The sequence below is a fragment of the Streptomyces solicamelliae genome, from assembly GCF_045348655.1.
Lineage (GTDB): Bacteria > Actinomycetota > Actinomycetes > Streptomycetales > Streptomycetaceae > Streptomyces > Streptomyces solicamelliae.
In genome coordinates this window covers 3,012,601-3,037,358 of sequence record NZ_CP160404.1, presented here as the reverse complement: position 1 = coordinate 3,037,358, position 24,758 = coordinate 3,012,601, and the positions used below count along the sequence as shown (strand labels likewise).

Here is a 24,758-nt window from a genome sequence, read left to right as displayed (position 1 = left end):
CGGCACGGATGTGACACGTTCCGGAGAGTTTCTCAGGACGCCCCGTCGATCCGGGCCCGGGTCCGGATCGCGGCCGCGCGCAGGGTCTCGTCGATCACGGTCTCGCCGCAGCGGGTCGAGTCGTCGGACGGGATCCGGCTGCGCCCGTTCGATCAGCGCCTCCGGGGTCGGGAGCGCCGTACGAGCGTGCGGTCAGGGCGCCACGCGGCGACGGCGGTCCGGCCGCATCCGTCAGGATGGGGGCATGACCGAGATCCGCACGCCCCGCCTCATCCTTCGCCGCTGGACCGACGACGACCTCGTCCCCATGGCCGAGATCAACGCCGACCCCGAGGTCATGCGCTGGATCAGGGACGGCTCGGTGCGGGATCTGGAGCAGACCGCCGAGGACATCGAGCGCTGGGAGGAGGAGTGGGACGACGAGGGCTTCGGGCTCTTCGCCGTCGAGCTCATCGGGTCCGGGGAGCTGATCGGGTTCGCCGGGCTGTCCGTGCCCCACTTCCTGCCGGAGGCGCTGCCGGCCGTGGAGATCGGCTGGCGGCTCGGGCGGCCCTTCTGGGGGCAGGGGTACGCCTCCGAGGCCGCCCACGCGGCCCTGGAGTTCGCGCTCCAGGACCGCGGCCTCGACCGGGTGATCAGCATCGCCCACATCTCCAACACGGCCTCCGAGAACGTCATGCGCAAGCTCGGCATGGCCCCCGAGCGCGAGACGACCCACCCGGTCGCAGGGACCCCGCTGCGCGTCCACGCCATCGACCTCAGCGAGTACCAGGCCTGAGCTCGCCTGAGACGACGGAGGACCCGCGCCGACGTCGTCGGCGCGGGTCTTCCCACGTGCGGCCGAGGGTCAGCGAATGCTCTCGAAGCTCTGCCAGCCGATGCCGATCTTCACGCCGGTACCGATCCCGCCCGTGCCGTTGCCCGCGTAGCGGTACAGGTCCCCGGTCTTGGTGCGGCCCAGGATGTCGTCCTTGCCGTCGCCGGTCAGATCGCCGATGCCGACGAAGTCGGCCATGCCGCCCCAGCCCGAGCCGATCTTCGTGCCCGAGCCGATGGTGCCCTTGCCGGTGCCGTAGTAGCGGTACAGGTCGCCGGTCGCCGTGCGGGCCACCAGGTCGGCGTGCCGGTCGCCGTTGAGGTCGCCGGCGCCCACGATGGTCAGGGACTTCCAGCTGGTGCCGATCTTGCCGATGCGGGCGAGGCCGCCGGTCTTCGTCCCCGCGTACAGGTACAGGTCGCCGGTGGCCGTGTGGCGGGCCACCAGGTCAGGCAGGCCGTCGGCGGTGAAGTCGCCGGAGTAGGTCAGGCCGTCGTAGGCCGTCCAGCCGGTGCCGATCTTGGTCGACGGGGTGTCATGGGTCACCGGCTGGCCGCGGTCCGGCGTGTAGCGGAACATCGACCCGGCCACGTCGGTGACGATCGTGTCGTTGACGGCGTCGCCGTCGAGGTCGCCGAACGGGACCAGCGTGGAGCCCATCCCCCAGTAGCCGACCTCCACCTTCGCCGAGACCGTGCCGGCCGCGTTGCCCCGGTACACGACCATTGTGCCGTCGGAGCGGAGCCCGTACAGGTCGGGGAATCCGTCGTCGCCCACGTAGTCGCGGTGCTCGGCCGGCTTCTTGGCCGCCCCGGTGGCCGACGACCACACCTCGTTGATCTCGTAGCTGTCGCTGCTCGTCCCGAGCCGCTTGCTCCACACGGCGACGGCCCTGCCGTCCGTGTCGGCGGCGACCCGGCCCGGCTGGGTGTAGGGCGCCACTTCGCCCAGCTCCATGGGACGTCCCCAGAATCCGCCCGAGCGCGTGACGGCCCACAGCTCGTTCTCAAGTGTCGTCCATACCATCGCGAGCGAGCCGTCACGGCCGAGGCTCGGGGTCCAGAGGCGCGAGAAGCTGTTGCCGTCCGCCAGCGTCCGGGGCTGTGACCAGGTGCCGTCCACGGCTCGGGTGGCCGTCCGCAGCGCGCGATAGGTGGACCACAGGGCCGTCACCCGGCCGTCGGCCTCCAGCTGGGGCACGGCGGTGCTGGACCGGTCCTGGTCGGCCGGAAGGTACTCGACCTGGCCCCATACCGTGCTGCCTGCCGGGCGGAGGAGGAAGGCGATGTCGCCGTACCGGGGCCAGCTGACCAGCGTGGCGCCGTTGGCGGCCGTCTGGACGTCGATCTCGCCCACCGGTTCGGTTCCGACGGAGGCCATCTTGGGGGCGCTCCACTGAGCTGCGCCAGCCGGCCGGGTCGATACGTTCAGAGAGTCCGTGCCCAGGGCACCAGGCCGCCACGCGACCGTCACCGCGCCGTCAGCCCCGGCCGACGCGGTGAACTGGTTGACCGAACCAGCGTGGATCATGACGGCCTGCGACCACGTGCCGTCGGGCGATGCCAGGTCGGCGGCGTACAGCCCCGTGTCCGCGTCGTTCGCCCCCGGGGTCGGGTCGCCTCTCCACACGGCGGTGAGACGGCCGCCGGGGCCGCTCGCCAGCGCGAGCTCGTACGCGTACGGTGCCGCGGTGATCCGCGTCGGCGGCGTCCACGCGGCGGCCCCGGGGAGGAGCGTCGACGTCTGGTGCGCGGCGGAGTCCTCGGTGTCGTACCGGTCCCAGACCACCGTGGCCGACCCGTCCTCCCCGGCGACCAGCTGCACACCACTCACCCAGCGCTGGTCGGCCGCGATGCGGACCGGTGCGCCCCAGGCCGTCGCACCCGCCGGGCGGGTGGCGCCCCAGAGCTCCTGCGACGCGTCGCCGCGTGTGCCCTTGGTCCACACGGTGACGGCCGTGCCGTCCGTCGTGGCCACCACTCCCGCGCTCGTGTTCCGTTCACCGGTCACCGCCGTGGGTGCGGACCACGTCCGGTCGGTCGCCGCCGCCGGGGTCGCCGTCACGAGGGTCGTGGTCAGGCCCGCGCCGACGACCCCCAGCGTCAGCGTGAGCGTGGGCAGCAGCGCCGCGGCGGTGATCGTGTTCCTGGTCCTGCGCATGGTTGAGAACCCCCTGCCGATCGCGCACGAACAGGGCGGGGAGGGGGTGCGCGCTCGCGGCGCGCACCCTGAGGCGAACGAAGACCCTGGCCCCCCTGGGCGTCTTCCCTCCCGGCCCTGAAGATCGTCCGTGAGCGTAACAGGGGAGCGCAGGTCACTCGAACGAGTTGTCGGGTCGCCTCCCGGACCCTCAGATCCGGTCCAGATACACCGGGTTGGTCAAAGCCGCCGGTGCTCCCGGAAGCGGCGGCAGCGCCGCCGGGTGGCGGACCTCGGCGCGGACGTACGTCGCGTACGCGCTCGTCGTGCGCCACTCCACCGTGCCCGGGCCCTCCGCCGGCAGCGTCGCCGTGTGCAGGACGCCCTGGTCGGTGACCAGGCGGGCGGTGCGGCCCGGGGCGCCGGTGACGGTCAGACGGACCGTCACCGGGGCGTCGGGGGCGGTGCGGAGGTGTTCGCCCAGGCCCGCGGTGCGGCCGCGGCCGTCCGTGACCGTGAGGTCCACCGTCACCGCCGAGGACTCCGCGATGTACGAGCGTCCCGCGCGCAGGCCCTCCAGGATCGCCTCGCGCGTCAGGTCGTCGGCGAGCACCACCGTCTGCGGCGTGCCCACCGCGTCCGGGGCGCGGTGCGCGTCGCTGTTGCCCATGGCGGGGGTCCGGCGGCCCCGCGCGAGCGCCGCGTCCCAGGCCTGGAGGGACACCTCGTCGTCCGGGGTCCAGGGGCCGTTCCACACCTCGACCGCGTCCGCGTCGCCGAGGCCGAACTTCCAGTTGCAGCCGATGCAGGTGGCGTGCGGATGCGCCGGGACGACCAGGCCGCCGGCCCGCCGGATCTCCCGTGCGAAGCGCCCGAAGCGGTTCTCCCGCGCCCGGTAGCGCCAGTCGACGAAGGTCCCCGGGGCGGTGCCGAGGGCGAGGACGTGGCCGTTGCGGGTGGTGATCTCCTCGCCGAGCAGGACGAGCAGGTCGTCCCCGGCGAGGTCGGCCCACGCGCCGTGTCCGGCGTGCGTGTTGTGCTCGGTGGTGGTGAGGAAGTCGAGGCCCGCGGCGCGCGCCAGGGCGGCCACTTCGGCGGGGGTGCGGCGGCCGTCGGAGTACACGGTGTGCAGGTGGCAGTCGCCGCGGTACCAGGCGCGGCCGCGGCCCTTCGCCCGTTCCGGCGGGTAGGAGGGTGGCCGCGTCGGCGCCGGGGTGCCGGACCGGAGCGTGATCGTCACGCTGTAGGCGAGGCCCTGCGGCGCGACCGTGTACGGGCCGAGGGCGACGGACCAGGTCCCGGCCCGCACCGGTCCGGCGACGTAGCCGGGGGTCGCGTCGTCGGCGCGCACGAAGAACTCGGCGCGGGCGCCGCCGGACCAGCCGCGGAAGCCCTTCCCGCCGAGGTCGGTGCCGCGCTCGTCGAACAGGCCGATGTCGAGCGCGTTGCCCTGCGTGCCGGCGGGCACGGCGGGCCGCTCGTACGCGTAGGAGACATGGATCTCGCGGACGCCCTCCGGCACCACGAAGGGCAGGTACACGTAGTCGGGGGAGCCGGGCGGCAGCGTGCCCCGGACGGTCTCCGTCCGGTCGCCGTCGGGAGTGTCTGCCTCGGCGAAGCTCACGGTCCCCAAGGTAAGGGCGGAGGCCATGCCCGTCGTCAGGAGCGTTCTTCTGGTGGGTTCGCTCATGACCCAGGACTCTCGTACGAACCCGTGAACAAGGGAACAACGCGGGACGCCGTGCTGTCGCACCTCTCGGAAATCCAGTCGGCAGCCCCTACCGTGCGGCCTATGCGGATCTCGACCACGATCTTCCTGACCGACGAGACCATCGCCCCCGTCCGGCTGGCCCGTGAGCTGGAGCAGCGCGGCTTCGCCGGGCTCTACCTCCCCGAGCACACCCACATCCCGATCGAGCGGACCACGCCCTACCCGGCGGCGGGCGACGTGCTGCCCGCGGAGTACGGCCGCACCCTCGACCCGCTCGTCGCCCTCGGGCAGGCCGCGGCGGTCACCGAACGGCTCGGTCTGGGCACCGGCGTCACGCTGATCGCCGAGCACGACCCGATCGTGCTCGCCAAGCAGATCGCCACCCTCGACCACCTCTCCGGCGGCCGCTTCACCCTCGGTGTCGGCTTCGGCTGGAACCGCGAGGAGGCCGCCGACCACGGCGTCCACTGGCCGACGAGGCGCGAGCTCGGCCGCGACCGGATGGCCCTGATGCGCGCCCTGTGGGCGGCCGAACCGACCGCGTACGAGGGCGAGTTCGCCTCCGTACGGGCCTCCTACGCCCACCCGAAGCCGGCCGGCGGCGCGCCCCGCACCCTGCTCGGCGGTGCGGCCGGCCCGAAGCTGTTCGCCCAGATCGCCGAGTACGCCGACGGCTGGCTCCCCATCGGCGGCCGCGGCCTCACGGCGACGATGCCGGTCCTGCGCGAGACGTGGGAGAAAGCCGGCCGCGATCCGGCCGACCTCCAGGTCGTCCCGTACGGCGTCCTCCCCAACCCCGGCAAGCTCGCCCACTACGAGGAACTGGGCTGCCCCGAGGTCGTCCTCCAGCTGCCGCCGGGCGACGAGACGGAGGTCCTGGGCGTCCTCGACGGGTACGCGGTCTACCTCTGAGCCGGCCGGAGGACGGGCGGGTACAGGCCGTCGGTCGCGTCCTCGCCCTGCGCCCCGGCCGGGTCGTAGGCACAGGGCATGCCGGTGAAGCCCTCCAGGGTCTTCCAGTGCGACCACCAGGTGAAGGACAGCCGGTCGTCGTACCCCTTGTCCGCCCGCAGCTCCCAGTCGTCGCCGGACTTCCGGTAACCGGTCACCGTCCAACCGGTCTTCTTCAGATGGGCCTCCAGCCGATCCAGGGCCGCCGTGCCCTCGGCCTCGGTGACGGCGTTCAGCCGCCACTCGTGGTACAGCCGGTACGAGCGGGGCTCCGGTGTGTCCTCGATGCCCTCGATGCCGCGCTGGTGGCAGAAGTCGGCGGACAGCACGTTGGCGGCCGCGCTGTAGTCGCCGCCGCCGGGCACGCTCGGCACCCGGCGGGTGAGGCCGGACGCCTCGTACATCTCCTGCGAGCGGTCGGTGGCGCGCCGCGCCATCTCGGCCGGCCGCACGCTGTCGAAGCCCTCGCCGGTCGCCTTGTCGATGCCGTACCAGACGAACAGCCCGACGATGAGCAGCACGGGCAGCGCGACCACGCAGAGGACGACGAAGAAGGCCGCGCGCACGGGGCCGCGGAGACGCTCGTTCATGGCCCCGACGCTACGGGCGGACCGGAGCGGGCGGATCCGTGCGACGACTCAGATCAGATACTCAGATGTGTGCCCGGTCCCCGACCCGTCCCCCTCCTCCGCACCCGCTCGTATGCTCGGTCCATGACGGATCACCAGGCAGGACGGCCCACCGAGAACGCGATGCGGCGTGCCCTGAAGCGGGCGAGGGACGGTGTGGCGCTCGATGTGGCCGAGGCCGCCGTGCTGCTGCAGGCGCGCGGGGCGGACCTGGAGGACCTGACCGCGACCGCGGGGCGGGTGCGGGACGCGGGGCTTGAGGCGGCCGGGCGGCCGGGGGTCATCACGTACTCGAAGAGCGTGTTCATCCCGCTCACCCGGCTCTGCCGGGACAAGTGCCACTACTGCACCTTCGTGACCGTCCCCGGCAAGCTCCGGCGCGCGGGCCACGGGATGTACATGTCGCCGGACGAGGTCCTCGACATCGCCCGCCGCGGCGCCGAACTCGGCTGCAAGGAAGCCCTGATCACCCTCGGCGACAAGCCCGAGGACCGCTGGCCCGAGGCCCGTGAGTGGCTCGACGCGCACGGCTACGACGACACCCTCGCGTACGTCCGCGCCATGGCGATCCGGATCCTGGAGGAGACCGGGCTGCTGCCGCACCTCAACCCCGGGGTGATGTCCTGGACCGATTTCCAGCGGCTCAAGCCCGTCGCGCCCTCCATGGGGATGATGCTGGAGACCACCGCGACCCGGCTCTGGTCCGAGCCCGGCGGCCCGCACCACGGCTCCCCGGACAAGGAGCCCGCCGTGCGGCTGCGGGTCCTGGAGGACGCGGGACGCTCCTCCGTGCCGTTCACCTCCGGGCTGCTGCTCGGCATCGGCGAGACGTACGAGGAGCGCGCCGAGTCGCTGTTCGCGCTGCGCCGCGTCTCCCGCGCCTACCACGGCGTCCAGGAGCTGATCATCCAGAACTTCCGCGCCAAGCCGGACACCGCGATGCGCGGCATGCCGGACGCGGAGCTCGACGACCTCGTCGCCGCGGTCGCCGTCGCCCGGCTGCTCCTCGGCCCGTCCGCCTGCCTCCAGGCCCCGCCGAACCTCGTCGACGCCGAGTACGAGCGGCTCATCCGCGCCGGCATCGACGACTGGGGCGGCGTCTCCCCGCTCACGATCGACCACGTCAACCCCGAGCGGCCCTGGCCCCGCATCGAGGAGCTGGCCGAGCACTCCGCCGCGGCCGGCTTCGAGCTGCGCGAACGGCTCTGCGTCTACCCGGAGTTCGTCCGCCGCGGCGAGCCCTGGCTCGACCCGCGGCTGCTTCCGCACGTCCGCGCCCTCGCCGACGCCGAGACCGGCCTGGCGAACCCGGACGCCGAGGTGCGCGGACTGCCCTGGCAGGAGCCGGACGAGGCGTTCACCTCCGCCGGCCGCACCGACCTGCACCGCACCATCGACACCGAGGGCCGCACCGCCGACCGGCGCGACGACTTCGACGAGGTGTACGGGGACTGGGCGGCGCTGCGCGAGGCCGCCGCCCCCGGCATGGTCCCGCAGCGCATCGACACCGACGTACGGGACGCCCTGCGCGTAGCCGCCGACGACCCGACCCGCCTCACCGACGACCAGGCCCTCGCCCTGCTGCACGCCGACGGCCCGGCGCTGGACGCGCTGTGCGCCGTCGCCGACGACGTCCGGAAGACCGTGGTCGGCGACGACGTCACGTACATCGTCACGCGGAACATCAACTTCACCAACGTCTGCTACACCGGCTGCCGCTTCTGCGCCTTCGCCCAGCGCCGCACCGACGCCGACGCGTACACCCTCTCCCTGGACCAGGTCGCCGACCGGGCCCAGCAGGCGTGGGACGTCGGCGCGGTCGAGGTGTGCATGCAGGGCGGCATCCACCCGGACCTGCCCGGCACCGCGTACTTCGACATCGCGCGGGCCGTGAAGGAACGCGTGCCCGGCATGCACGTGCACGCCTTCTCGCCGATGGAGGTCGTCAACGGGGCCTCGCGCACCGGCCTGTCGATCCGCGAGTGGCTGACCGCCGCCAAGGAGGCCGGCCTCGACTCGATCCCGGGCACGGCCGCCGAGATCCTCGACGACGAGGTGCGGTGGGTGCTCACGAAGGGCAAGCTGCCGACGGCCACGTGGATCGAGGTGATCACGACCGCCCACCAACTGGGCATCCGGTCCTCGTCCACCATGATGTACGGGCACGTGGACCAGCCCCGTCACTGGCTGGGCCACTTCCGCACCCTCGCCCGCATCCAGCAGGCCGCATCGGATTCGGGGGCGGCAGGCTTCACCGAGTTCGTGACCCTGCCGTTCATCCACACCAACGCGCCGGTGTACCTGGCGGGCATCTCCCGCCCCGGCCCGACGGTCCGCGACAACCGCGCGGTGACCGCCATGGCCCGCCTCCTGCTGCACCCGCACATCCCGAACATCCAGACCAGCTGGGTGAAGCTCGGCGCCGAGGGCGCCGCGGCGATGCTGCGCTCCGGCGCGAACGACCTGGGCGGCACGCTGATGGAGGAGACCATCTCCCGGATGGCCGGCTCGAGCTACGGCTCGTACCGCTCCGTCCGGGACCTCGTCGCGATCGCGGAGGCGGCGGGGAGGCCGTCCAGGCCGCGGACGACCCTGTACGGCGAGGTCCCGCAGGAGCGGGTGCGGGCGGCGGAGGCGTCCGACGGGCATCTGCCCGAACTGCTGCCGCTGGCCGAGCCGGACCACTAGACCCGGTCACGGAGTCGGCAGCCGCCGTCGACGACAGGGGCGTCGGCGGCCGGGGCCGTGCACCTGATGAGCAGCTCGCCCCGGCTGCTCACCGAGCCTCGCCGAGCCGCCCGGGCCCGCACGTCCGCCCCTGGTCGGGACCCGCTCCGCCACCGGGCGGAGACGTCTCCCGGCCAGGGTGACCGGAAGGCACCCTGAACCGACCGAACCTGATCGGTTACAGTGCTGCGCCAGACCGCCGCCGAGTCGCCACGGGAACCACGGGGGACGCGTGACCACAGCAGCAGCCACCGCCGTCTGGGGCCGGGCCGAGCAGCAGGACTTCCGTGCCCGGGTACGGGGCTGCCTCCTCGGCGGGGCGGTCGGCGACGCGTTCGGGGCGGGCGCCGCCGGGCACACCCTGGACGAGATCCGCGCCGCCCACGGCGCGCAGGGCCTGATGGAGCCGGTCCCCGCGTACGGGCTGCCCGGCGCGGTCACCGCCGCGACGCAGCTGACCCTGTTCACCGTCGACGGACTGATCCGCGCCCAGGTCCGCCGGGACATCGGCGCCTGGCACCCGCCGACCGACGTGCACCGCGCCCATCTGCGCTGGGCCGCGACCCAGCGCGACTGGGGGCCAGACGAGCGCCGCAAGGACGGCGGCTGGCTGGCCCGCCAGGAATGGCTGTACGCCCGCCGCGACCCGTCCCGCGCCTGTCTGGCCGGGTTCGGCGACGACGTGCTCGGCACCCTCGACAGGCCCAAGAACCCCGAGGCCCGGGACGCCGGCGCGGTGGTGCGCTCCGCGCCGTTCGGGCTGCTCGTCGGCTGGGAGCCGGACCTGGTGTGCCAGCTCGCCGTCGAGTGCGCCGCGCAGACGCACGGCCACCCCGCCGCGTACCTCTCCGCCGGGGCGTTCGCGCTGATCGTGCACGGCCTCGCGCGCGGCGACACCGTGGACGGCGCCGTGCAGCGGGCGCTGGCCCAGCTGGCCCGGCGGCCCGGCCACCAGCCCGTCACCGACGCGCTGCAGCAGGCCCTCGGCGCGGTACGCCAGGGCATACCCGGACCGGGCAGGGTCGACGCGCTCGGCGCCGGCGAGGACCTGGCCGAACGGGCGCTGGCGGTCGCCGTGTACTGCACCCTCGTCGGCGAGGACATACGCCACGGCCTGCGGCTCTCCGTCAACCACGACGGCCCGTCGGCCGTCACCGGCGCCCTGACCGGCGCCCTCCTCGGCGCCCTCCACGGCGAAACGGCCCTCCCCCCGGCCTGGCTGGCCCAGTTGGAGGGCCGCGCCACGATCCTGGAACTGGCGGACGACTTCGCGATGGAGATGACCCAGGGAGCGGCCTTGCACACCCCGGCGGAGTCGAGCCAGGCATGGCTGACGAGATACCCGAGGGATTGAGGAGAGCCCGGTAAGGGGCGGGGGCTGTCTTCATGTGGCGCTCCCCCGCGATGGGGGGTCCCCCGCTCGAGCGAAGCCGAGAGTGGGGGAGCGAGCAACCGCGACGCACCCGCGGACAAGGAAACCGCCCCCGTGAGCGCTACCGCATCATCTCGCCCGCGTTGACGAGCAGCGACTGCCCCGTGATGGCCCGCGCCCGGTCCGACGCGAGAAACGCGACCGCATCCGCCACATCCCCGTCCGTCGCCAGCGACGGCAACGCCATCCGCCTCGTCAGCCGCGCCAGAACCTCCTCCTCCGGCACCCCCTCCGTGCTCGCCGCGAACGTCACGTACGCCTGCACCGGCGGGCCCCACATCCAGCCCGGCTGCACGGTGTTGACCCGGATCCGGTGCGGCCCCAGCTCCCGCGCCAGCGAGTACATCGCACTGGTCAGCGCCCCCTTGGACGCGGCGTACGCGGCCTGCCGGACCTCCGAGGGCGCGGCCACGGACGACTGCGTGCCGATGACGACGACCGAACCGCCCCGCTCCTTCAGGGCCGGCAGACAGGCCCGCGTCATCCGCAGCGTGCCGAGCAGGTTGACGTCGAGCACGCCCTGCCAGCTCACGAAGTCCGCGTCCTCCAGCCCGCCGAAGTAGCCGTCCAGGGCGGCGACATGGACCACCGCGTCGATCGCCCCGAACCGCTCCACGGCGAGCGCCGCCAACGCCTCGCACTGCGCCTCGTCGGTGATGTCGGCCGCCCGGTACGCGGTGTGCTCGCCCTTCGGGTCGAGCTCCGCGGCGCAGGCCGCGAGCCGGTCCTCGGTGCGGGCGCCGAGCACCGCGTTGCCGCCGTCCCGTACGACGGCCGCGGCCACCTGGTGTCCGAGCCCGGCCCCGACCCCGGACACGACGACGGTCTTCCCCTGCAGCAGCATCCGCGACCTCCCGGCTCTGGCCATCCATCTGACGGCCCGTCAGAGTAGGTCTCCGGCAACGACTTGGGAAGGGGCAGCGAATGAGCGACGACCCGCGCGACACGCACGGCGACACCCGCAACGACACGTACGCCGAACTGGCCGCCGTCGGCCCGTACGGAGTGCACCCCGGGCACGCGCTGATCACCATGGTGGAGCCGCACCCGGGCCACGAGTACGCGTACAACCGCTGGTACGAGGACGACCACTACTACGCCGGCGCGATGGCGATGCCGTGGATGTACGCGGGCCGCCGCTGGGTCGCCACCCGCGACCTGCAGGAACTGCGCTACCCGGAGAAGTCCGCGGTGGCGCAGCCGGTCACCGCAGGCTGCTACATCTCCACGTACTGGATCACCGAGGGCCGCTACGACGCGCACATGAAGTGGACCGTCGCCATCAACAAGCGGCTGAACCGCGACGCCCGCGTGCACCAGGCCCGCACGCACGTCTTCACGTCCTTCCAGGACCACGAGGCCACCGTGTACCGCGACGGCGCGGCCGGGCCCCGCGACTTCCACGCCCTGGACCACCCGTACCAGGGACTCGTCCTGCAGGTGGTCGACGCGGAAGACGCGGAGCGGCGGGCCGGACTGCTCGAGTGGCTGCGCGGCCGGGAGCTGCCGCGCCGCCTCGCGGGCTCACCGGCGGCGATGGTCACCGTCTTCCGGCCGACGCCGCTGCCCGGCGACCGGATGACGTACGTGAAGCAGGTCGAAGGGGTCGACACCCGGCTGACGCTGCTGTGGTTCCTGGAGGCGGATCCGCGGGACTGCTGGCAGGAGCACTTCGCGGGCCTCGACGCGGGGGAGTGGGGGAGGGTGGAGCTGGTCGCGCCGTTCGTCCCGACGGTGCCGGGGACGGACCGCTACGTGGACGAGCTGCGCTGAGCGCTCCGGGGGAGCGGGTGGAGCCGGGGGAAAGGCCGAGCCCTCTCGGCCAGGACGGCGAAGACCGGTCGAGAGGGCTCTGTGCGGGAACGTTCCGCTTCAGTTCCGTGCGGGGGGAGCACTCAGAGAGTTCCCGTGCTCACTTCACCGACGAACTCGTTCCACGAGTGCGAGGCGAACATCAGCGAAGGGCCCTCGGGAGCCTTCGAGTCACGCACCGCGATGGACGCGAGCAGCGGGGACTTGACCTCCACGCAGGCGCCGTTCCCGCCGGAGTAGGAGGACTTGGTCCAGGTGTCCGTCGCGCCCTGAAGAATCGCCATGATCTTGGCTCCGTATCTGCCGATCGAAGTGGCGCCGACGTCGTCGCCGGCGCTCATGTTGGCGTGATCGACGCTACTGGTCGGCCTCGGGGCGTGGGTCAGGCGTTCACTCGTGAGGGTGGCATATTCCAGACGGACTTCCGCCCCGGAGTAACCGGGGTGTACGGTTCCGCTCCCTCAGTTCGCGCCCGCGTACTCCTTCGCGATCCGCTCGATGAATTGCCGGGTTTGCTCCACATTCAGGGCCTGTGCGCGAAGGTGCTCGTACATGACGCTGTACTTGGCCACATCGTTCGCCTTCTCCAGGTACAGGTCACTGGTCACCCCCTCGATGTAGACCACGCTGGAGTCCGAGGCGTCCGGGAACTCCAGGATCGCGTAATGCCCGCTGATGCCCGGATGCGCGCCCATGTCGAACGGCAGGACCTGAACGGTCACATGCGGCAGCTGCGACTGCTCGACGAGATGCTCCAGCTGCTCGATCATCAGCTGCCGGTTGCCGACGATCCGGCGCAGCGCGCCCTCGTCGATCACCGCCCACAGCCGCAGCGGCGCCTCGTCCGCCTGGATGCGGTCCTGCCGCCGGGTGCGCACGTTGACCCGTTTCTCGATCTCCGCCGGCGTCGACTCCGGCAGCGCGCCCGCGATGAGCGCCTCCGCGTATTGGTGCGTCTGCAGCAGGCCGGGGATGATCTGGGGCTCGTACACCCGCAGGCTCTCGGCGTCGGTCTCCAGACCGATGTACACGCTGTACGGGATGTCGCCGAAGGCGTGCCACCAGCCCTGCTGGCGGGAGTCCTTGGCCATCTGCATCAGCGACTCGACGACCCGGTCGTCCTCCACCTCGTAGACGCCGCACAGATCGCGGACGTCACGCTGGCTGATGGAGCGACGGCCGTTCTCCAGCCGGCTGATCTTCGACTGGGAGACCAGGAGGCGCTCCGCCACCTGCTCCGCCGTCATGCCCTTGAGCTCGCGAAGCCGGCGCAACTCCTGGCCCAATCGGCGACGCCTGACGGTGGGGTTGACGTTGGACGCCACGGAAACTGCACCTCCGGCTGCGTAGCTGTACGTATCTACTGCTTGGCAGACTGCCACCAAAGGTGCGCGGCGCGCTGGAAAACGGCGACAACGCAGGTACGCGGGACAGCCGGTGGGGCTGCCCCGCGCACATACGCGTGGTGCGTGCCGTGATGTGGTGCATGTAGTGCGGTGCGTGGTGCTGCGCTGTGGTGCGTGCGGTGCCGTCAGTGCGACGCGACCGCGCGGGCCATACGGCCGCGGGCCGGCTGCACCGGCACCGCCGGTCGGCCGCCGCCACCCGGGGCGGCGCCACGGCGCGGCTGCGCGCCCACACCGTTCTGGACGTCCATCACCGCGTGCGCGACGAGACCGCCCATCGGGTCGTGCCGGATCAGGTCGCGCAGCCGGGACCGCGACGACCGTCCTTCGTTGCCGGGATACAGGTGCTTGCCGAGACCGACCGCGTGGGCCAGCGCAGCGAGCGCCGCGGTCCGCGGGTCCGGCGGTACGCCGGTGCGGATCGCACTGTCCAGCCGGGACCTGATCTCCCGGCTGATCGCCGTGTCCGTCGCCTGGTAGCGAGTCGTCGGCAGCACCCCGCACATCTGGCCCGCCACGGCATGCACCATGCCGCACCGCTCCAGATGCGAGAGATACGTCTGGCGGAGCCCCAGTCGGGGTCCGCCGATCCAGTGGACGGCCCGAACCGGGCTGCCGCGCCTGCGCAACAGCTCCAGTGCGGAGTCCAGAGTCGGATCTCCGGTCGGCCGTGGCATCACCACGGCGATACGATCCCCGTCAGGGGCTATCCGTCCTGCCAGAGCCAGCTCCACTAGCTGTGCTCCGGCGAGGCCGAGGTCGAGCGACTGCGGCTGCGCTGTGGTACCCGTGGCCGGGTCCAGAGCGAGCAGCAGAAGCTCCTCCGGAAGTGTTCTGCGGCTCCTGCCCATCCATGCCTCCCCGCGTGGATGAATGACAGGGTGACCCCTCTCACATTCATCTGTCGAGAGTGCCTGGTCGGTTGGGGCGGGAACCGGTAGGTATGTCGTTCTCGTCTAGCACGGGGGCCAAGGGGTTCACACAGGACACTGGTGAATGGTTCGGACGAACAGATGACGCATGGAGGAGGCACGGTGGCGGGCGAGTCCCCCGACAGGTCGGAGCAGCGGAAGTCGTCGGGGGAGGCGGCTTCGGGCGGACGGGATCCGCGGCTGGCCCTCTTGGGCGATTCCGGTTCCCCGGTTCAGGTGGACCAGGCGACCGCCGTCTTCAAGACGGTGTCTCCCCGCGCTCCGGAGGATGCCGGGGCGAAGGCGGAGCCCGCGACGGAGCCCGCGGCCGCCGAGACCTCCGAGGTGCCCGAGAAGGGCGCCGACGACCGCCTGAAGGCCGCGGTGGCGGCCTGGGTGGCCACGGACGGGGCGGACGAGGCCGACGAGGACGCGCAGGATCGTGCCGCCTCGGAGGACGCGAAGCCGGCGGAGCCCGCGGAGGCCGAGACGGCGGAAGCGTCGCCGGAGCCGGCGGCGGACGAGTCGGCTGCGGATGCGTCCGAGGGCGCCGCCGAGTCGGACGCGGACGCGTCCGCGGGTGGTGACGAGCCGGACGCCGAGGAGACCGCGGGTGGCGACGAGCCTGCCGCGGCCGCCGAGGCGGAGTCCGCGGAGTCCGCGTCGGCGGACGAGCCGGACGCGGATGCCGCGCCCCACGCGGACGAGACCACGGCCGACGCCGAGCCGACCGCAGACACCGCGCCCGACGCGGACGCGGGCGCGTCCGCTGTCGACGCCGAGCCCGCGCCGGCCGCCGGTGCCACGGTCCATCTCACGCGTGCCCCGGCCGCCGCCGACGGCGAGCCGGCCGAGGGCTGGTTCGCCGCCAGGAAGCCCGCCACGCCCGCCGCGCCCTCCCGTACGCCCGAGGAGGCCCCGGAGGCTCCCGAGGCCCCCAAGGCGGCCTCTGGGGCGTCCGACGCGGCCGAGGAGAAGCCTGCCGCGGCCGAGGACAAGCCCGCCGCGGCCGAGGAGAAGCCCGCCGCGGCCGGGAAGCCCGTGGATCAGCCGACGGCGATCTTCAAGGCCGTGCGTCCGCCGGTCGTCGACCAGCCGACCACCGCCCTGAAGCTCCCGCCCACGCTCCCGCCCGCGCCCAAGCCCGCGACCCCGCCCCAGCGCGAGTCCGCGCCCGAGCGCCCGAGCACCTTCGTACCGCTGCGCAAGCCGGAGGAGGCCGCACCGGCCGCCGCCCCCGCCGCCGCGCCGCAGCCGCCGGCGTCGCTCACCGAGGCCGAGCGGACCAAGCAGCAGCCCATGCCGCCGCTGCCCCCGCTCGACCTGCTCGCCGAGCTCACCAACACCCCGCCCCCGCCGCCCAGCCCGATGCGCAACGTCGTGCGGCGGTTCAAGATCTGGACCCCGCTGGTCGCCCTGCTCTTGATCGTCTTTGCGGTCGCGCAGTACGTGCGCCCGCTCCCGCAGCCCGTCCTCTCCCTCTCCGTGGCCCCCGCCCACACCTTCGAGGGCACGCTGCAGATGCCGTGGCCCACCGAGGGCCAGGGCGCGGTCGAGGTCGAGGGCGTCGGCTCCATGGGCACGTGGGGCGCACAGAAGCCGGCCCCCATCGCGAGCGTCACCAAGACCATGACGGCGTATGTGATCCTTCGCGACCACCCCCTGAAGGGGGACCAGGAGGGTCCGAAGATCACCGTCGACCAGAAGGCCGAGGACGAGGCCGCGAACAAGTTCGAGTCGCGGGCCTCGGTGAGGAAGGGCGAGGAGTACACGGAGAAGGAGCTGCTCCAGCTCCTGATGATTCCGTCCGCGAACAACGTCGCCCGGCTGCTCGCCCGCTGGGACGCCGGTTCCGAGGCCGCCTTCGTCGACAAGATGAACGCCGCGGCCAAGGACCTGGGCATGACGAACTCCACGTACACGGACCCCTCCGGCCTGCTGGACAGCACGGTCTCCACGCCGAAGGACCAGCTGAAGCTGGCGAAGGCGGCCATGCAGAACGACGTGTTCCGCGAGATCGTGAACAGCCCGAACGCCACCATCGAGGGCGTCGGCCGCGTCGAGAACAACAACAACATCCTCCTGAAGCCGGGCGTCAGCGGCATCAAGACCGGCTCCTCCACGCCCGCCGGCGGCAACCTGCTCTGGGCGGCCAACACCGTCGTCGACGGCAAGACCCACCGTGTCCTCGGCATCGTCATGGGCGCCCAGAACGCCAAGCTCCTGGACGACAAGCTGCAGCTCTCGATCGACTACAGCCTCGAACTCATCCAGCAGGCCCAGAAGGACGTGACGTCCGCGTCCGTCATCCGCAAGGGCCAGGTCGTCGGCTACGTCGACGACGGTCTCGGCGGCCGCACGGAGGTCGTCGCGACGAAGGAGCTGAAGCCGATCGGCTGGCCGGGCCACAAGGTGCACCTGGAGCTGACCGACGGCGGCAAGACCGTCCCGCACAGCGGCAAGGCCGGCGACGTCGTCGGCACGGTGTCCGTCGGCGTCGGCCAGGGCCAGGTCAGCGCGCCGGTGGCGCTGAAGACCGACCTGGTCGAGCCCGGCTTCGGCGCGAAGCTGACCCGCGTCGGCTGACGCGCCACACCCCCTGCGCGCGCGTGGGCGCCCCGGTCTCCGGGGCGCCCACCTGTTAGCGTTCCGGGCAACCCTCGGCGCGGGGACGGCGTCCGAGCGGGAGACGGGGATGGGGAGCGGGACAGGACCGGAGAGAGCCGAGTGACCACCGCCGAGCCGACACGCGCCGACGACGGCACGAACGCGCCCGCCCGCCCGCCGCAGGACGGGCCGCCGGACGGACCGAGCACGACAGCCCATGGTGGACCGAGCACCACACCCCGCGACGGACCGAGCACCACACCCCACGACGGACCGCTCGACGGACCGGCCGCCGCCACGCGAATAACGCTGCCGTCGCCCCGTCCCGCACCCCCGGCAGCCCAGCCCCCCGGCCCCCGGCCGGGTACCCCCGCCCGCCGGCGTCGCCGTCGCTACCCCGTCCTCGTCGCGACCGCCCTCGCCGCGCTCACCCACATCCTCTGGTTCCTGCTGTTCGCGAACAGCGGCGGCGACCTGGCCGCGCAGGACGCGTGGGCGGAGTTCGTCGGCCGTCACCCGGACTCGGCGTACAACCTGGCCTGGTACGGCGGAATGCACCCGGTCTCGTACAGCGTGGTCTCGCCGTACGTGATGTCCGTGCTCGGCGTACGGGCGACGATGATGATCGTCGGCACGGTCTCGGCGGGACTGACGGCGTTGATCCTGGTCCGGGTGCGGGCGGTCCGGAACCCGATGGCGTGCGCGCTGGCCGGGGTGTTCGCGTTCCTGTGCAACGCGATGTCCGGCCGGGTCACGTTCGGGCTCGGCATGACGTTCGCGCTCGGCGCGGTCGCGGCGGTGTTCTGCTGGCCCCACAGATGGCGGCGCAAGCGCTGGGCGAAGGCCGCGGTCGCGGCGCCGCTCGCGGGCCTCGCCACGGCGGCCAGCCCGGTGGCGGGGCTGTTCCTCGGCGTCGCGGCGGCCGCGCTGTTCCTCAACAAGCGGCGGCCGGGCGCGTACGCGCTGGGTCTCGCGCCGGTCGCGGTGGTGGGGCTGTCGGCGTGGCTGTTCCCGTTCTCGGGCACGCAGCCGATGTCGCTCGCCTCGACGTCGCTGCCGTTCGCCTTCGGCGTGCTGGTGTACGCCCTGGTCCCGAAGGACTGGCGGACCGTCCGCACCGGCGCGGCGGTCTACGCGGCGGGCACGGCGCTCACCTTCGTGATCGACTCGCAGATCGGCTCCAACGTCTCGCGCCTCCCGATGCTGTTCGCGGGCGTGGTCCTGCTGGCGGCGCTGCCGTACACGGCGCCGCGCTCGCGCCGCTGGTACGCGCTGGTGCTCGCGATCGCCGGGCTGAACCTGTGGATCGGCTACAAGAGCGTCGACGACGTGATCCGCACCGCGCCCGACGCGTCGTGGGCGCGTGAGCTGGCGCCGCTGGTCAACCAGTTGCAGGTGCGGGGCGCGGAGCGGGCGCGGGTGGAGGTGGTGCCGGCGAGCAGCCACCGCGAGTCGTCGGCGCTCACCCCGTACATCAACCTGGCCCGCGGCTGGAACCGGCAGGCCGACCTCGAACGCAACCCGGTCTTCTACGACGACACCCTGAACGCCGCGAACTACCAGGAGTGGCTGGACCGCTGGGCGGTGCACTACGTGGTGCTGCCGACGGGCGCGCCGGACACCGGCGGCGAGCGCGAGGCGAAACTGGTGGAGGCGGGGCTGCCGTACCTGAAGCAGGTGTGGTCGGACGCGAACTGGCGGCTGTACGAGGTCCAGGACCCGACGCCGCTGGCGGACCCGCCGGCGAAGGTGCAGCGGGCGGGCGAGAACGAGGTGACGATCCGGCTGGAGACACCGGGCCGGGTGCTGATCCGGGTCCCGTGGTCGCCGTGGCTGGCGCTGCTCGACGAGCACGGCGCGAAGGTCGAGCCGCCGCAGGAGACGGAGGCGTCGAAGCGGGCGCGCGAGGCGTCGGAGGAGGAGCTGCCGGCGCAGTACGCGAACGCCCACGGCTGCCTGTTGAAGGCGGAGCCGGACGGCGAGGGCGACGAGTGGACGGAGCTGCTGGCGCCGAAACCGGGCACGTACCGCCTGGCGGCCCCGTACAAGCTCTTCCCGCGCGGCACGGCCTGCCCGGAGGAACTGCGCTGACCCTCCCGCTGCGGGGAACAGTCCTGCAAGATGTGCGGCTATGGCATGCGAACGGTGCGGGAGAGGGCGGCGCGGACCGCTGCCGGGCATGGTCTGCCCGGACTGCGCGGCGGCGCGCCCGGTGCAGCGGGGCGGGACGGTCCTGCTGGTCGCGGGCGTACTGACGGTGGCGGCGGCGATCACGGTGGTGGTGCTGCTGGGCGGCGGCGAGGGCGACGCCGGGCGCGGGGAGGCGGTGGCGAGACCGGGGGACGGGCTGGTGCGGGCGGTCCCGACGAGGATCGGCCCGACGGAGTTCCCGTCGGAGTTCCCCACGGAGCCGCCCACGCCGTCGACGGAACCGACCGGGAGCGCGTCCGCGACGGCGCCGACGAGCGAGCCCCCGACGAGCCCGCCGGCCCAGGCCCCGCCCCGGCCCCGGACGTACGAGGCCTGGGCGGGCCCGGGCTGCGAGGGCGGCGGGTCCGGCGAGTACCTCGAGCGCGGCCGCTTCGAGGACGGCCGGGAGGGCTGGTACACGGTGCGGAGCGGCGGTCACCGGGGCGACGGCTGCGACGGCGGGTTCTCGGCGATCCCGATGTCGGGCAGTGCGACGCGGGACAACGGCAACACGGCGACGTGGAGTTGGCACGTGGGCGGGGGCTACGGCAGCTGCATGCTGGCCGTCCAGGTCCCGGCGCCGCCGGACCGGCAGGACGCGGCGGGCGACCCGTCGGTCTACGAGGTGCTGGCGGACGGCCGGGTGTACGCGAGGTTCGAGGTGGACCAGCCCGCACACAGCGGCGAACTCCTCCACACGGCGTGGTACCCGCTGCGCGACGACCGCTTCACGGTCCGCCTCCTGGACCGGGGCGTGGACTGGGGCTCGGACGCGCGGGAGGGAGCGCATCACGGCGCGGCCCAGATGCGGCTGAGCTGCCGATGAGGAGCTGCGGGTGAGGAGTTCGGGCCGGCGGTGGCGGCGCAGCCGCGTGCCAAGCTGGCCCCATGACCACCACCGAGCCCAGTGACTTCGTCAAGAACCTGCCGATAGGCGAGCCGATCCCGTTGTCGCCGGAGGGCGTCCCGTCCTGGGAGATCTTCCCGTACGAGGGCGACCTGAAGGCCAGGGTCCTGCAGGAACCGGTCCTGCCGGAGCCCCCGCGCAACGGGGAGGACGGCGGGGAGTGTGACGGCTGCGTGGACCGGGAGGGCGCGCTGCTGTGGAGCGACGACCACTGGAAGCTGCGGGGCTTCGTGGACCCGGAGGGCGTACCGGCGCAGGTGATGCTGCCGAGGGCCCACGGAGATCTGGCGGACCTGCCGCCGGAGCGTGCGGCCGAACTGGGCGGCATGCTGCAGCGGGTGGAGCGCGCGGTGATGTCCCTGGGCGGGATCGCGCGGGTCCACATCAACCGCTGGGGCGACGGCGGCGCGCACTTCCACGTCTGGTTCTTCGCCCGCCCCGCCGGCATGCTCCAACTCCGCGGCTCCTGCCTCCCCTTGTGGGGCGACGTCCTGCCGAAGGTCCCCGAGGAGACCTGGCGCGCGACCAACCGCCGCATCGCCGAGGCCCTGGCCGGGCAGGGCGGCACCGTGCACGTCCAGGACACCGACAGCCTTGTGTAACAGGGATGTCGCCGGTAACTCACCGACACCGCGAATGTGCTCTTGGTAACACCGCCGAGGTCGCGAGGCGTGGGTGACAGCCCGCCGGGGCAGTCACTAGATTCGCCCCGGTGGGCGTCACGTGTTCGGGGGAGTGCGGAGGGTAGTCGTGGTGCGGTGGACTCTCGGGCGATCCCCCTCGAACGTGCGGGTGCTCATCGGGCTCGGCGCCGACCACGGCGTGCCGCCGGAGACGAGCCTGGCGGACACCGGACTCCGGGAGTCCGCCCTGCGCGACCCCTCGGTGACGGTCGGCGCCCGCCAGGAGCTCACCGTCGTCGCCAACCTGCTGCGCGCGCTGGGGAATCCGCCCGGCCTCGGCCTGGAGGCCGGCGCCCGGTGCCACCTCACCTCGTACGGCGTCTGGGGCTTCGCGATGGCCAGCAGCCCCAGCTGGCGCAGCGCGATCGACATGGGCGTGCGCTATCTGGATCTGACGTACACGTTCACCCGGATCCGGATACGGGACCACGGCGAAACGTTCCACCTGGTGCTCGACGTCCCGGATGTACCGTCCCACCTGCAACGCTTCCTGCTGGAGCACACCAGCGCGGCGATCCAGACCCTCCAGAACGAGCTGCTCGGCTCGACGGTGCCGGTCCGGGACGTCGGCTACGCCTTCCCGCCGCCGGCGTCGGGCCGGCAGCGGTACGCCGAGATCTTCGGCACGCCACCGGTGTTCGGGGCCGCCGAGAACGTGGTGGGCATCCCGACGGAGATCCTGGACGTGCCGCTGCCGCAGTACGACGCCCTCACCACCGCCCTCGCCCGGGACCGGTGCCGCCGCCTGCTGGACGACCTGGACACGGACACCGCGCTCGCCGGCCGCGTACGGGACTACCTGCTGACCCGGGCGTCGGCGCCACCCGCCCTCGAACGGGTGGCGGCCGACCTGCACATGAGCGAACGCACGCTGCGCCGGCGGCTGGCCGGGGAAGGGGTGTCCTTCCGCGGCCTGCTCGACGGGATCCGCGAGCAGCTCGCCGAGGAGCTGCTGGTCGACGGCGGGTTGCCGGTCGCGGAGGTGGCGCAGCGGCTGGGGTACGCGGAGGTGTCGAGCTTCTCGCAGGCGTTCCGCCGGTGGAAGGGCATGAGCCCGCGCGCGTACCGGGCGCGTCAGCCGGCGGGCCGTCGCTGACGCCGCCACCTCCGGGTCCGCCGGGTCGAGGTGCCGGGAGTGACGCCCAGGAACTCGCCCACGACAGCGGCTAGTTCGTCCTTCATGGTCAGCAGCCCGAGATGACCGTCGTCGTACACATGCAGCCGGGAGCGCGGCATCAGACGGGCCATCATGCGGGCGTTGACCAGCGGGATGATCGGGTCGTCGGCGCCCGCGAGGATGAGCGTGGGCTGGCCGATCAGCGGCAGGAACGGGGTGCTGGTCCAGCCGGCGCCGGTGGCGAGCTGGTAGAGGTAGCCGCGGGCGGAGAGCTTGCGCTCGTAGTCGAGCAGCAGCTTCTGCACCAGGTCGGGCCGGTCGCGCAGGCTGCCGCCGTAGATCCGCCCGGCGATGGACCGCGCGTAGCCGGCGTCCCAGTACCGCCTGGGGGTGGCCATGTGCGCGAGGACCTTCGGGCGGGCGGGCACCATCATCCAGCCGGTGGCCGTGGCGACCAGTACCACCTGCCGGCAGCGGCGCGGATTCTGCAGGGCGAGCTGCTGGGCCAGTCCGCCGCCCCAGGAGATGCCGAGCACGTCGAACCGGTCGTACCCGAGGGTGTCGAGCAGCCGGCCGACGAGCCCCGCCAGCGCCGGGAACGGGTAGGGCAGCGTCGGTACGGGCGAGCCGCCGACGCCCGGCGGGTCGAACCGGACCACCTCGATCGCCGGGTCCAGCGCGTCCACGAACGGGTCGAGCAGGTCCAGGCTGGCACCGATCCCGTTGCACAGCAGCAGGGGAGGCCGGTCGGGGTCGGTGCCGGGCCGGACGGCGACGCGCAGACGCCGCCGTCCGACCGTGACGACACGTACGGAATCGCCCATCAGCGGTCCAGGACGTAACTGCCGGGGGCGTCGCCCAGCACCCGGAACCGGTCGCCACCGGGCGCCTCGGGCGCCGCCACCCGCTCGCCGGAGCGCTCCCCGAGCCAGCGGGCGTAGTCCGGCCACCAGGAGCCGGCGGTGCTGGAGGCGGAGGCGGCCCAGTCGTCGGGATCGGCCGGGGAATCCTCGGCCACCCGAAAACTCGACTTCTTGTTACCGGGCGGATTGACGACGGACGCGATGTGCCCGTTCGTGGACAGCACGAACCGACTCTTGCCCCCCAGCAGTTGGGTGCTGGCATAGCAGTTGCGCCAGGGGCAGATGTGGTCGGCGCTGCCGGCGACGACGTACGAGTCGAGCAGCACCTGGCTGAGGTCGACCTCGTGACCGAGGAGGGTGGCGCCGCCGGGCCGGGTCAGGGCGTTGGACATGGCGAGCCCGAGGAAGTCGCGGTGGAGCCGGGCGGGCATGCGGGTGGTGTCGGCGTTCCAGTACAGGATGTCGAACGCCGGGGGCGTGCGCCCCTGCAGATAGTTGTTGACCCAATAACTCCAGACCAGATCGCCCGGCCGGAGCCAGGCGAAGACCTCGGCGAGCTGCTTGCCGTCGAGATAGCCGCGGGCCCGGGAGGCGGCCGTCGCGGCCCTGGCGATGTTCTCGTCGACGATCGCGCCCGCGGTGCCCGCCCGGGTCTGGTCGAGCAGGGTCACCATCAGCGTCAGCGAGGCGAGTTGCTCCTGGCGGCCCTCGGCGGCGAGGTACGAGGCGACCAGGGCGCCGAGGATGCCGCCGGAGCAGGCGCCGAGCAGATGCGCCGAGCCGGCCCCGGCGACCGTCCGGGTCGTCTCCAGCGCCTCGAGCACGGCCCGCGCGTACGCGTCGATGCCCCACTTGCTGTGCCGGGCGTCGGGGTTGCGCCAGGACACGAGGAACACCTGGACGCCCTGGCCGACGAGGTACTCGATCAGACTGCGCTGCGAGGCGAGGTCCATGATGTAGAACTTGTTGATGGTGGGCGGAACCATGAGCAGGGGAGTGGCCAACACCGTCTCGGTCCGCGGCTGGTACTGGATCAACTCGAACATCGGGGTGCGCAGCACCACCGCGCCGGGCGTCACGGCGAGATCCCGGCCGACCTCGTAGGCGTCGGGCGGCACCATGGTCGGTACGCGGGGAGCCGCGGCCAGGTCGCTGACGAGGTTCCGCAGCCCCTGCAGGGCGCTGACGCCGCCGCTGTCGATCATCGCCTTCCAGGCGACCGGGGACAGCAGGGGATTGTTGGACGGCGCCGCGGCGGCCAGCAGATTGCTGACGAGGAACGACACCCGCTCCCGGTCCTGCCACTCCAGGGGCACGTCCTGCACGAGCCCCTCGACCATCGTCGACGTGGCCAGATACGACTGAACGACCTTGCGCAGCAAGGGGCTCTCGGTCCAGGCCGGATCGGCGAACCGCCGGTCCCGCGTGGACGGCGCGACGGTGGACGACCCGAGCCCGATCCGCACGTACTCGGCGGCCAGCCCGCCCACCCGGTTGGCCACCAGCCGCGGCCGCCCCGCGAGCGCCCCGGCGAACCGCGCCGTGGAAGCCCCGGGCAGGAACCGGCGATGCACCCCCAGCGCCGCCCCCGTGAACATCAGATCAAGCACCCCGGCAACCTCACCGGCCTCGTCGAGCGGTATGGCCGACGGCTCGGGATACGTCCGAGCGGCTTTCATGACTGTGCCTCTCTCTCGCATCGAGCGGCAGACGGTGCCGTGGGAGGGAGCGATTCCGAAGCGCCCGCATCGCGTGCCAGCAGGACCCCGACGCTAGCCCCGCCCCCACCGTCGGTCACATGTGATCAAAGGCCGATCAGTTACTCCCAGAGGCCACCGGGGCGCTCCGCCCCCGCA

The 24,758-nt window shown here is 72.9% G+C and carries 19 protein-coding genes; 10 read left to right on the top strand and 9 right to left on the bottom strand.

All coding sequences use genetic code 11. The annotated features are described in order from the left end of the window. The first annotated feature begins 244 nt into the window (after positions 1-244). On the top strand, positions 245-778 hold the full coding sequence (locus ABZO31_RS13915) for a GNAT family N-acetyltransferase (protein ID WP_406861492.1): 534 nt from the start codon (positions 245-247) through the stop codon (positions 776-778). Positions 779-847: 69 nt separating this feature from the next. Here ABZO31_RS13915 and ABZO31_RS13910 read toward each other — a convergent pair whose 3' ends face one another. Continuing rightward, entirely contained in the window at positions 848-2,977 is a 2,130-nt protein-coding gene (locus ABZO31_RS13910) for an FG-GAP repeat domain-containing protein (RefSeq protein WP_406861491.1), read from the bottom strand. 190 nt (positions 2,978-3,167) lie between these two features. Further along, positions 3,168-4,646 carry a CehA/McbA family metallohydrolase gene (locus tag ABZO31_RS13905; protein WP_406861490.1) on the bottom strand — a complete coding sequence of 493 codons (1,479 nt, stop codon included), beginning with the start codon at positions 4,644-4,646 and terminating at the stop codon, positions 3,168-3,170. A 102-nt stretch (positions 4,647-4,748) separates the two neighbouring features. On the opposite strand from ABZO31_RS13905, the gene ABZO31_RS13900 reads away from it, so the two are divergent. Further along, positions 4,749-5,579: an LLM class F420-dependent oxidoreductase gene (locus ABZO31_RS13900; protein ID WP_406861489.1), complete on the top strand. Its 831-nt coding sequence runs from the start codon at positions 4,749-4,751 to the stop codon at positions 5,577-5,579. Here the strand turns inward: ABZO31_RS13900 and ABZO31_RS13895 are convergent. Then, positions 5,570-6,208, bottom strand: a complete 639-nt coding sequence (locus ABZO31_RS13895; RefSeq protein WP_406861488.1) for a hypothetical protein — start codon at positions 6,206-6,208, stop codon at positions 5,570-5,572. The genes ABZO31_RS13900 and ABZO31_RS13895 overlap by 10 nt on opposite strands. A gap of 123 nt (positions 6,209-6,331) precedes the next feature. On the opposite strand from ABZO31_RS13895, the gene ABZO31_RS13890 reads away from it, so the two are divergent. Both ABZO31_RS13890 and ABZO31_RS13885 read left to right on the top strand, forming a co-directional pair. Then, positions 6,332-8,935, top strand: a complete 2,604-nt coding sequence (locus ABZO31_RS13890) for a bifunctional FO biosynthesis protein CofGH (protein WP_406861487.1) — start codon at positions 6,332-6,334, stop codon at positions 8,933-8,935. Between the two features lie 271 nt (positions 8,936-9,206). After that, positions 9,207-10,328, top strand: coding sequence for an ADP-ribosylglycohydrolase family protein (locus tag ABZO31_RS13885; RefSeq protein ID WP_406861486.1), 1,122 nt, complete (start codon positions 9,207-9,209; stop codon positions 10,326-10,328). Between the two features lie 139 nt (positions 10,329-10,467). Here the strand turns inward: ABZO31_RS13885 and ABZO31_RS13880 are convergent, their stop codons facing one another. Continuing rightward, positions 10,468-11,250 (bottom strand): SDR family oxidoreductase, encoded by a 783-nt coding sequence (locus ABZO31_RS13880; protein WP_406861485.1) that lies wholly within the window; start codon positions 11,248-11,250, stop codon positions 10,468-10,470. Positions 11,251-11,330: 80 nt separating this feature from the next. Between ABZO31_RS13880 and ABZO31_RS13875 the strand changes: the two genes are divergently transcribed. Beyond that, positions 11,331-12,179, top strand: a complete 849-nt coding sequence (locus ABZO31_RS13875) for a hypothetical protein (protein ID WP_406861484.1) — start codon at positions 11,331-11,333, stop codon at positions 12,177-12,179. Positions 12,180-12,301: 122 nt separating this feature from the next. Here ABZO31_RS13875 and ABZO31_RS13870 read toward each other — a convergent pair whose 3' ends face one another. The 3 genes from ABZO31_RS13870 to ABZO31_RS13860 all read right to left on the bottom strand — a co-directional run bounded on the left by ABZO31_RS13870 (position 12,302) and on the right by ABZO31_RS13860 (position 14,475). Beyond that, positions 12,302-12,502, bottom strand: coding sequence for a DUF397 domain-containing protein (locus ABZO31_RS13870; RefSeq protein WP_406861483.1), 201 nt, complete (start codon positions 12,500-12,502; stop codon positions 12,302-12,304). 177 nt (positions 12,503-12,679) lie between these two features. After that, positions 12,680-13,543: a helix-turn-helix domain-containing protein gene (locus tag ABZO31_RS13865; protein WP_406861482.1), complete on the bottom strand. Its 864-nt coding sequence runs from the start codon at positions 13,541-13,543 to the stop codon at positions 12,680-12,682. Between the two features lie 206 nt (positions 13,544-13,749). Continuing rightward, positions 13,750-14,475: a GOLPH3/VPS74 family protein gene (locus tag ABZO31_RS13860; RefSeq protein ID WP_406861481.1), complete on the bottom strand. Its 726-nt coding sequence runs from the start codon at positions 14,473-14,475 to the stop codon at positions 13,750-13,752. A 162-nt stretch (positions 14,476-14,637) separates the two neighbouring features. Here ABZO31_RS13860 and ABZO31_RS13855 point away from each other — a divergent pair, with 162 nt between their 5' ends. The 5 genes from ABZO31_RS13855 (at position 14,638) to ABZO31_RS13835 (ending at position 22,018) form a co-directional block, all read left to right on the top strand. Further along, a complete protein-coding gene (locus tag ABZO31_RS13855; RefSeq protein WP_406861480.1) occupies positions 14,638-17,121 on the top strand; it encodes a D-alanyl-D-alanine carboxypeptidase in 2,484 nt (827 codons plus the stop codon). A gap of 141 nt (positions 17,122-17,262) precedes the next feature. Beyond that, on the top strand, positions 17,263-19,233 hold the full coding sequence (locus ABZO31_RS13850) for an MFS transporter (protein ID WP_406861479.1): 1,971 nt from the start codon (positions 17,263-17,265) through the stop codon (positions 19,231-19,233). Positions 19,234-19,273: 40 nt separating this feature from the next. Further along, a complete protein-coding gene (locus tag ABZO31_RS13845; RefSeq protein ID WP_406861478.1) occupies positions 19,274-20,158 on the top strand; it encodes an adhesin in 885 nt (294 codons plus the stop codon). Positions 20,159-20,220: 62 nt separating this feature from the next. Next, positions 20,221-20,841 carry a hypothetical protein gene (locus ABZO31_RS13840; RefSeq protein ID WP_406861477.1) on the top strand — a complete coding sequence of 207 codons (621 nt, stop codon included), beginning with the start codon at positions 20,221-20,223 and terminating at the stop codon, positions 20,839-20,841. A gap of 148 nt (positions 20,842-20,989) precedes the next feature. Beyond that, the gene (locus ABZO31_RS13835) at positions 20,990-22,018 is read left to right on the top strand and encodes an AraC family transcriptional regulator (protein ID WP_406861476.1); all 1,029 of its coding nucleotides are present in this window, start codon (positions 20,990-20,992) and stop codon (positions 22,016-22,018) included. Here ABZO31_RS13835 and phaZ read toward each other — a convergent pair. Continuing rightward, positions 21,997-22,863: a poly(3-hydroxyalkanoate) depolymerase gene (phaZ, locus tag ABZO31_RS13830; protein WP_406861475.1), complete on the bottom strand. Its 867-nt coding sequence runs from the start codon at positions 22,861-22,863 to the stop codon at positions 21,997-21,999. The genes ABZO31_RS13835 and phaZ overlap by 22 nt on opposite strands. After that, positions 22,863-24,581, bottom strand: a complete 1,719-nt coding sequence (locus tag ABZO31_RS13825; RefSeq protein WP_406861474.1) for a PHA/PHB synthase family protein — start codon at positions 24,579-24,581, stop codon at positions 22,863-22,865. Before ABZO31_RS13825 ends, phaZ begins: the two co-directional genes overlap by 1 nt. Between the last annotated feature and the right edge of the window lie 177 nt (positions 24,582-24,758).

Excerpts from the sequence above, each read along its gene's own strand:
- ABZO31_RS13915 (WP_406861492.1), top strand. The coding sequence starts at position 245 with ATGACCGAGATCCGCACGCCCCGCCTCATCCTTCGCCGCTGGACCGAC.
- ABZO31_RS13910 (WP_406861491.1), bottom strand. The coding sequence starts at position 2,977 with ATGCGCAGGACCAGGAACACGATCACCGCCGCGGCGCTGCTGCCCACG.
- ABZO31_RS13905 (WP_406861490.1), bottom strand. The coding sequence starts at position 4,646 with ATGAGCGAACCCACCAGAAGAACGCTCCTGACGACGGGCATGGCCTCC.
- ABZO31_RS13900 (WP_406861489.1), top strand. The coding sequence starts at position 4,749 with ATGCGGATCTCGACCACGATCTTCCTGACCGACGAGACCATCGCCCCC.
- ABZO31_RS13895 (WP_406861488.1), bottom strand. The coding sequence starts at position 6,208 with ATGAACGAGCGTCTCCGCGGCCCCGTGCGCGCGGCCTTCTTCGTCGTC.
- ABZO31_RS13890 (WP_406861487.1), top strand. The coding sequence starts at position 6,332 with ATGACGGATCACCAGGCAGGACGGCCCACCGAGAACGCGATGCGGCGT.
- ABZO31_RS13880 (WP_406861485.1), bottom strand. The coding sequence starts at position 11,250 with ATGCTGCTGCAGGGGAAGACCGTCGTCGTGTCCGGGGTCGGGGCCGGG.
- ABZO31_RS13875 (WP_406861484.1), top strand. The coding sequence starts at position 11,331 with ATGAGCGACGACCCGCGCGACACGCACGGCGACACCCGCAACGACACG.
- ABZO31_RS13870 (WP_406861483.1), bottom strand. The coding sequence starts at position 12,502 with ATGGCGATTCTTCAGGGCGCGACGGACACCTGGACCAAGTCCTCCTAC.
- ABZO31_RS13860 (WP_406861481.1), bottom strand. The coding sequence starts at position 14,475 with ATGGGCAGGAGCCGCAGAACACTTCCGGAGGAGCTTCTGCTGCTCGCT.
- ABZO31_RS13855 (WP_406861480.1), top strand. The coding sequence starts at position 14,638 with ATGACGCATGGAGGAGGCACGGTGGCGGGCGAGTCCCCCGACAGGTCG.
- ABZO31_RS13845 (WP_406861478.1), top strand. The coding sequence starts at position 19,274 with ATGGCATGCGAACGGTGCGGGAGAGGGCGGCGCGGACCGCTGCCGGGC.
- ABZO31_RS13840 (WP_406861477.1), top strand. The coding sequence starts at position 20,221 with ATGACCACCACCGAGCCCAGTGACTTCGTCAAGAACCTGCCGATAGGC.
- phaZ (WP_406861475.1), bottom strand. The coding sequence starts at position 22,863 with ATGGGCGATTCCGTACGTGTCGTCACGGTCGGACGGCGGCGTCTGCGC.
- ABZO31_RS13825 (WP_406861474.1), bottom strand. The coding sequence starts at position 24,581 with ATGAAAGCCGCTCGGACGTATCCCGAGCCGTCGGCCATACCGCTCGAC.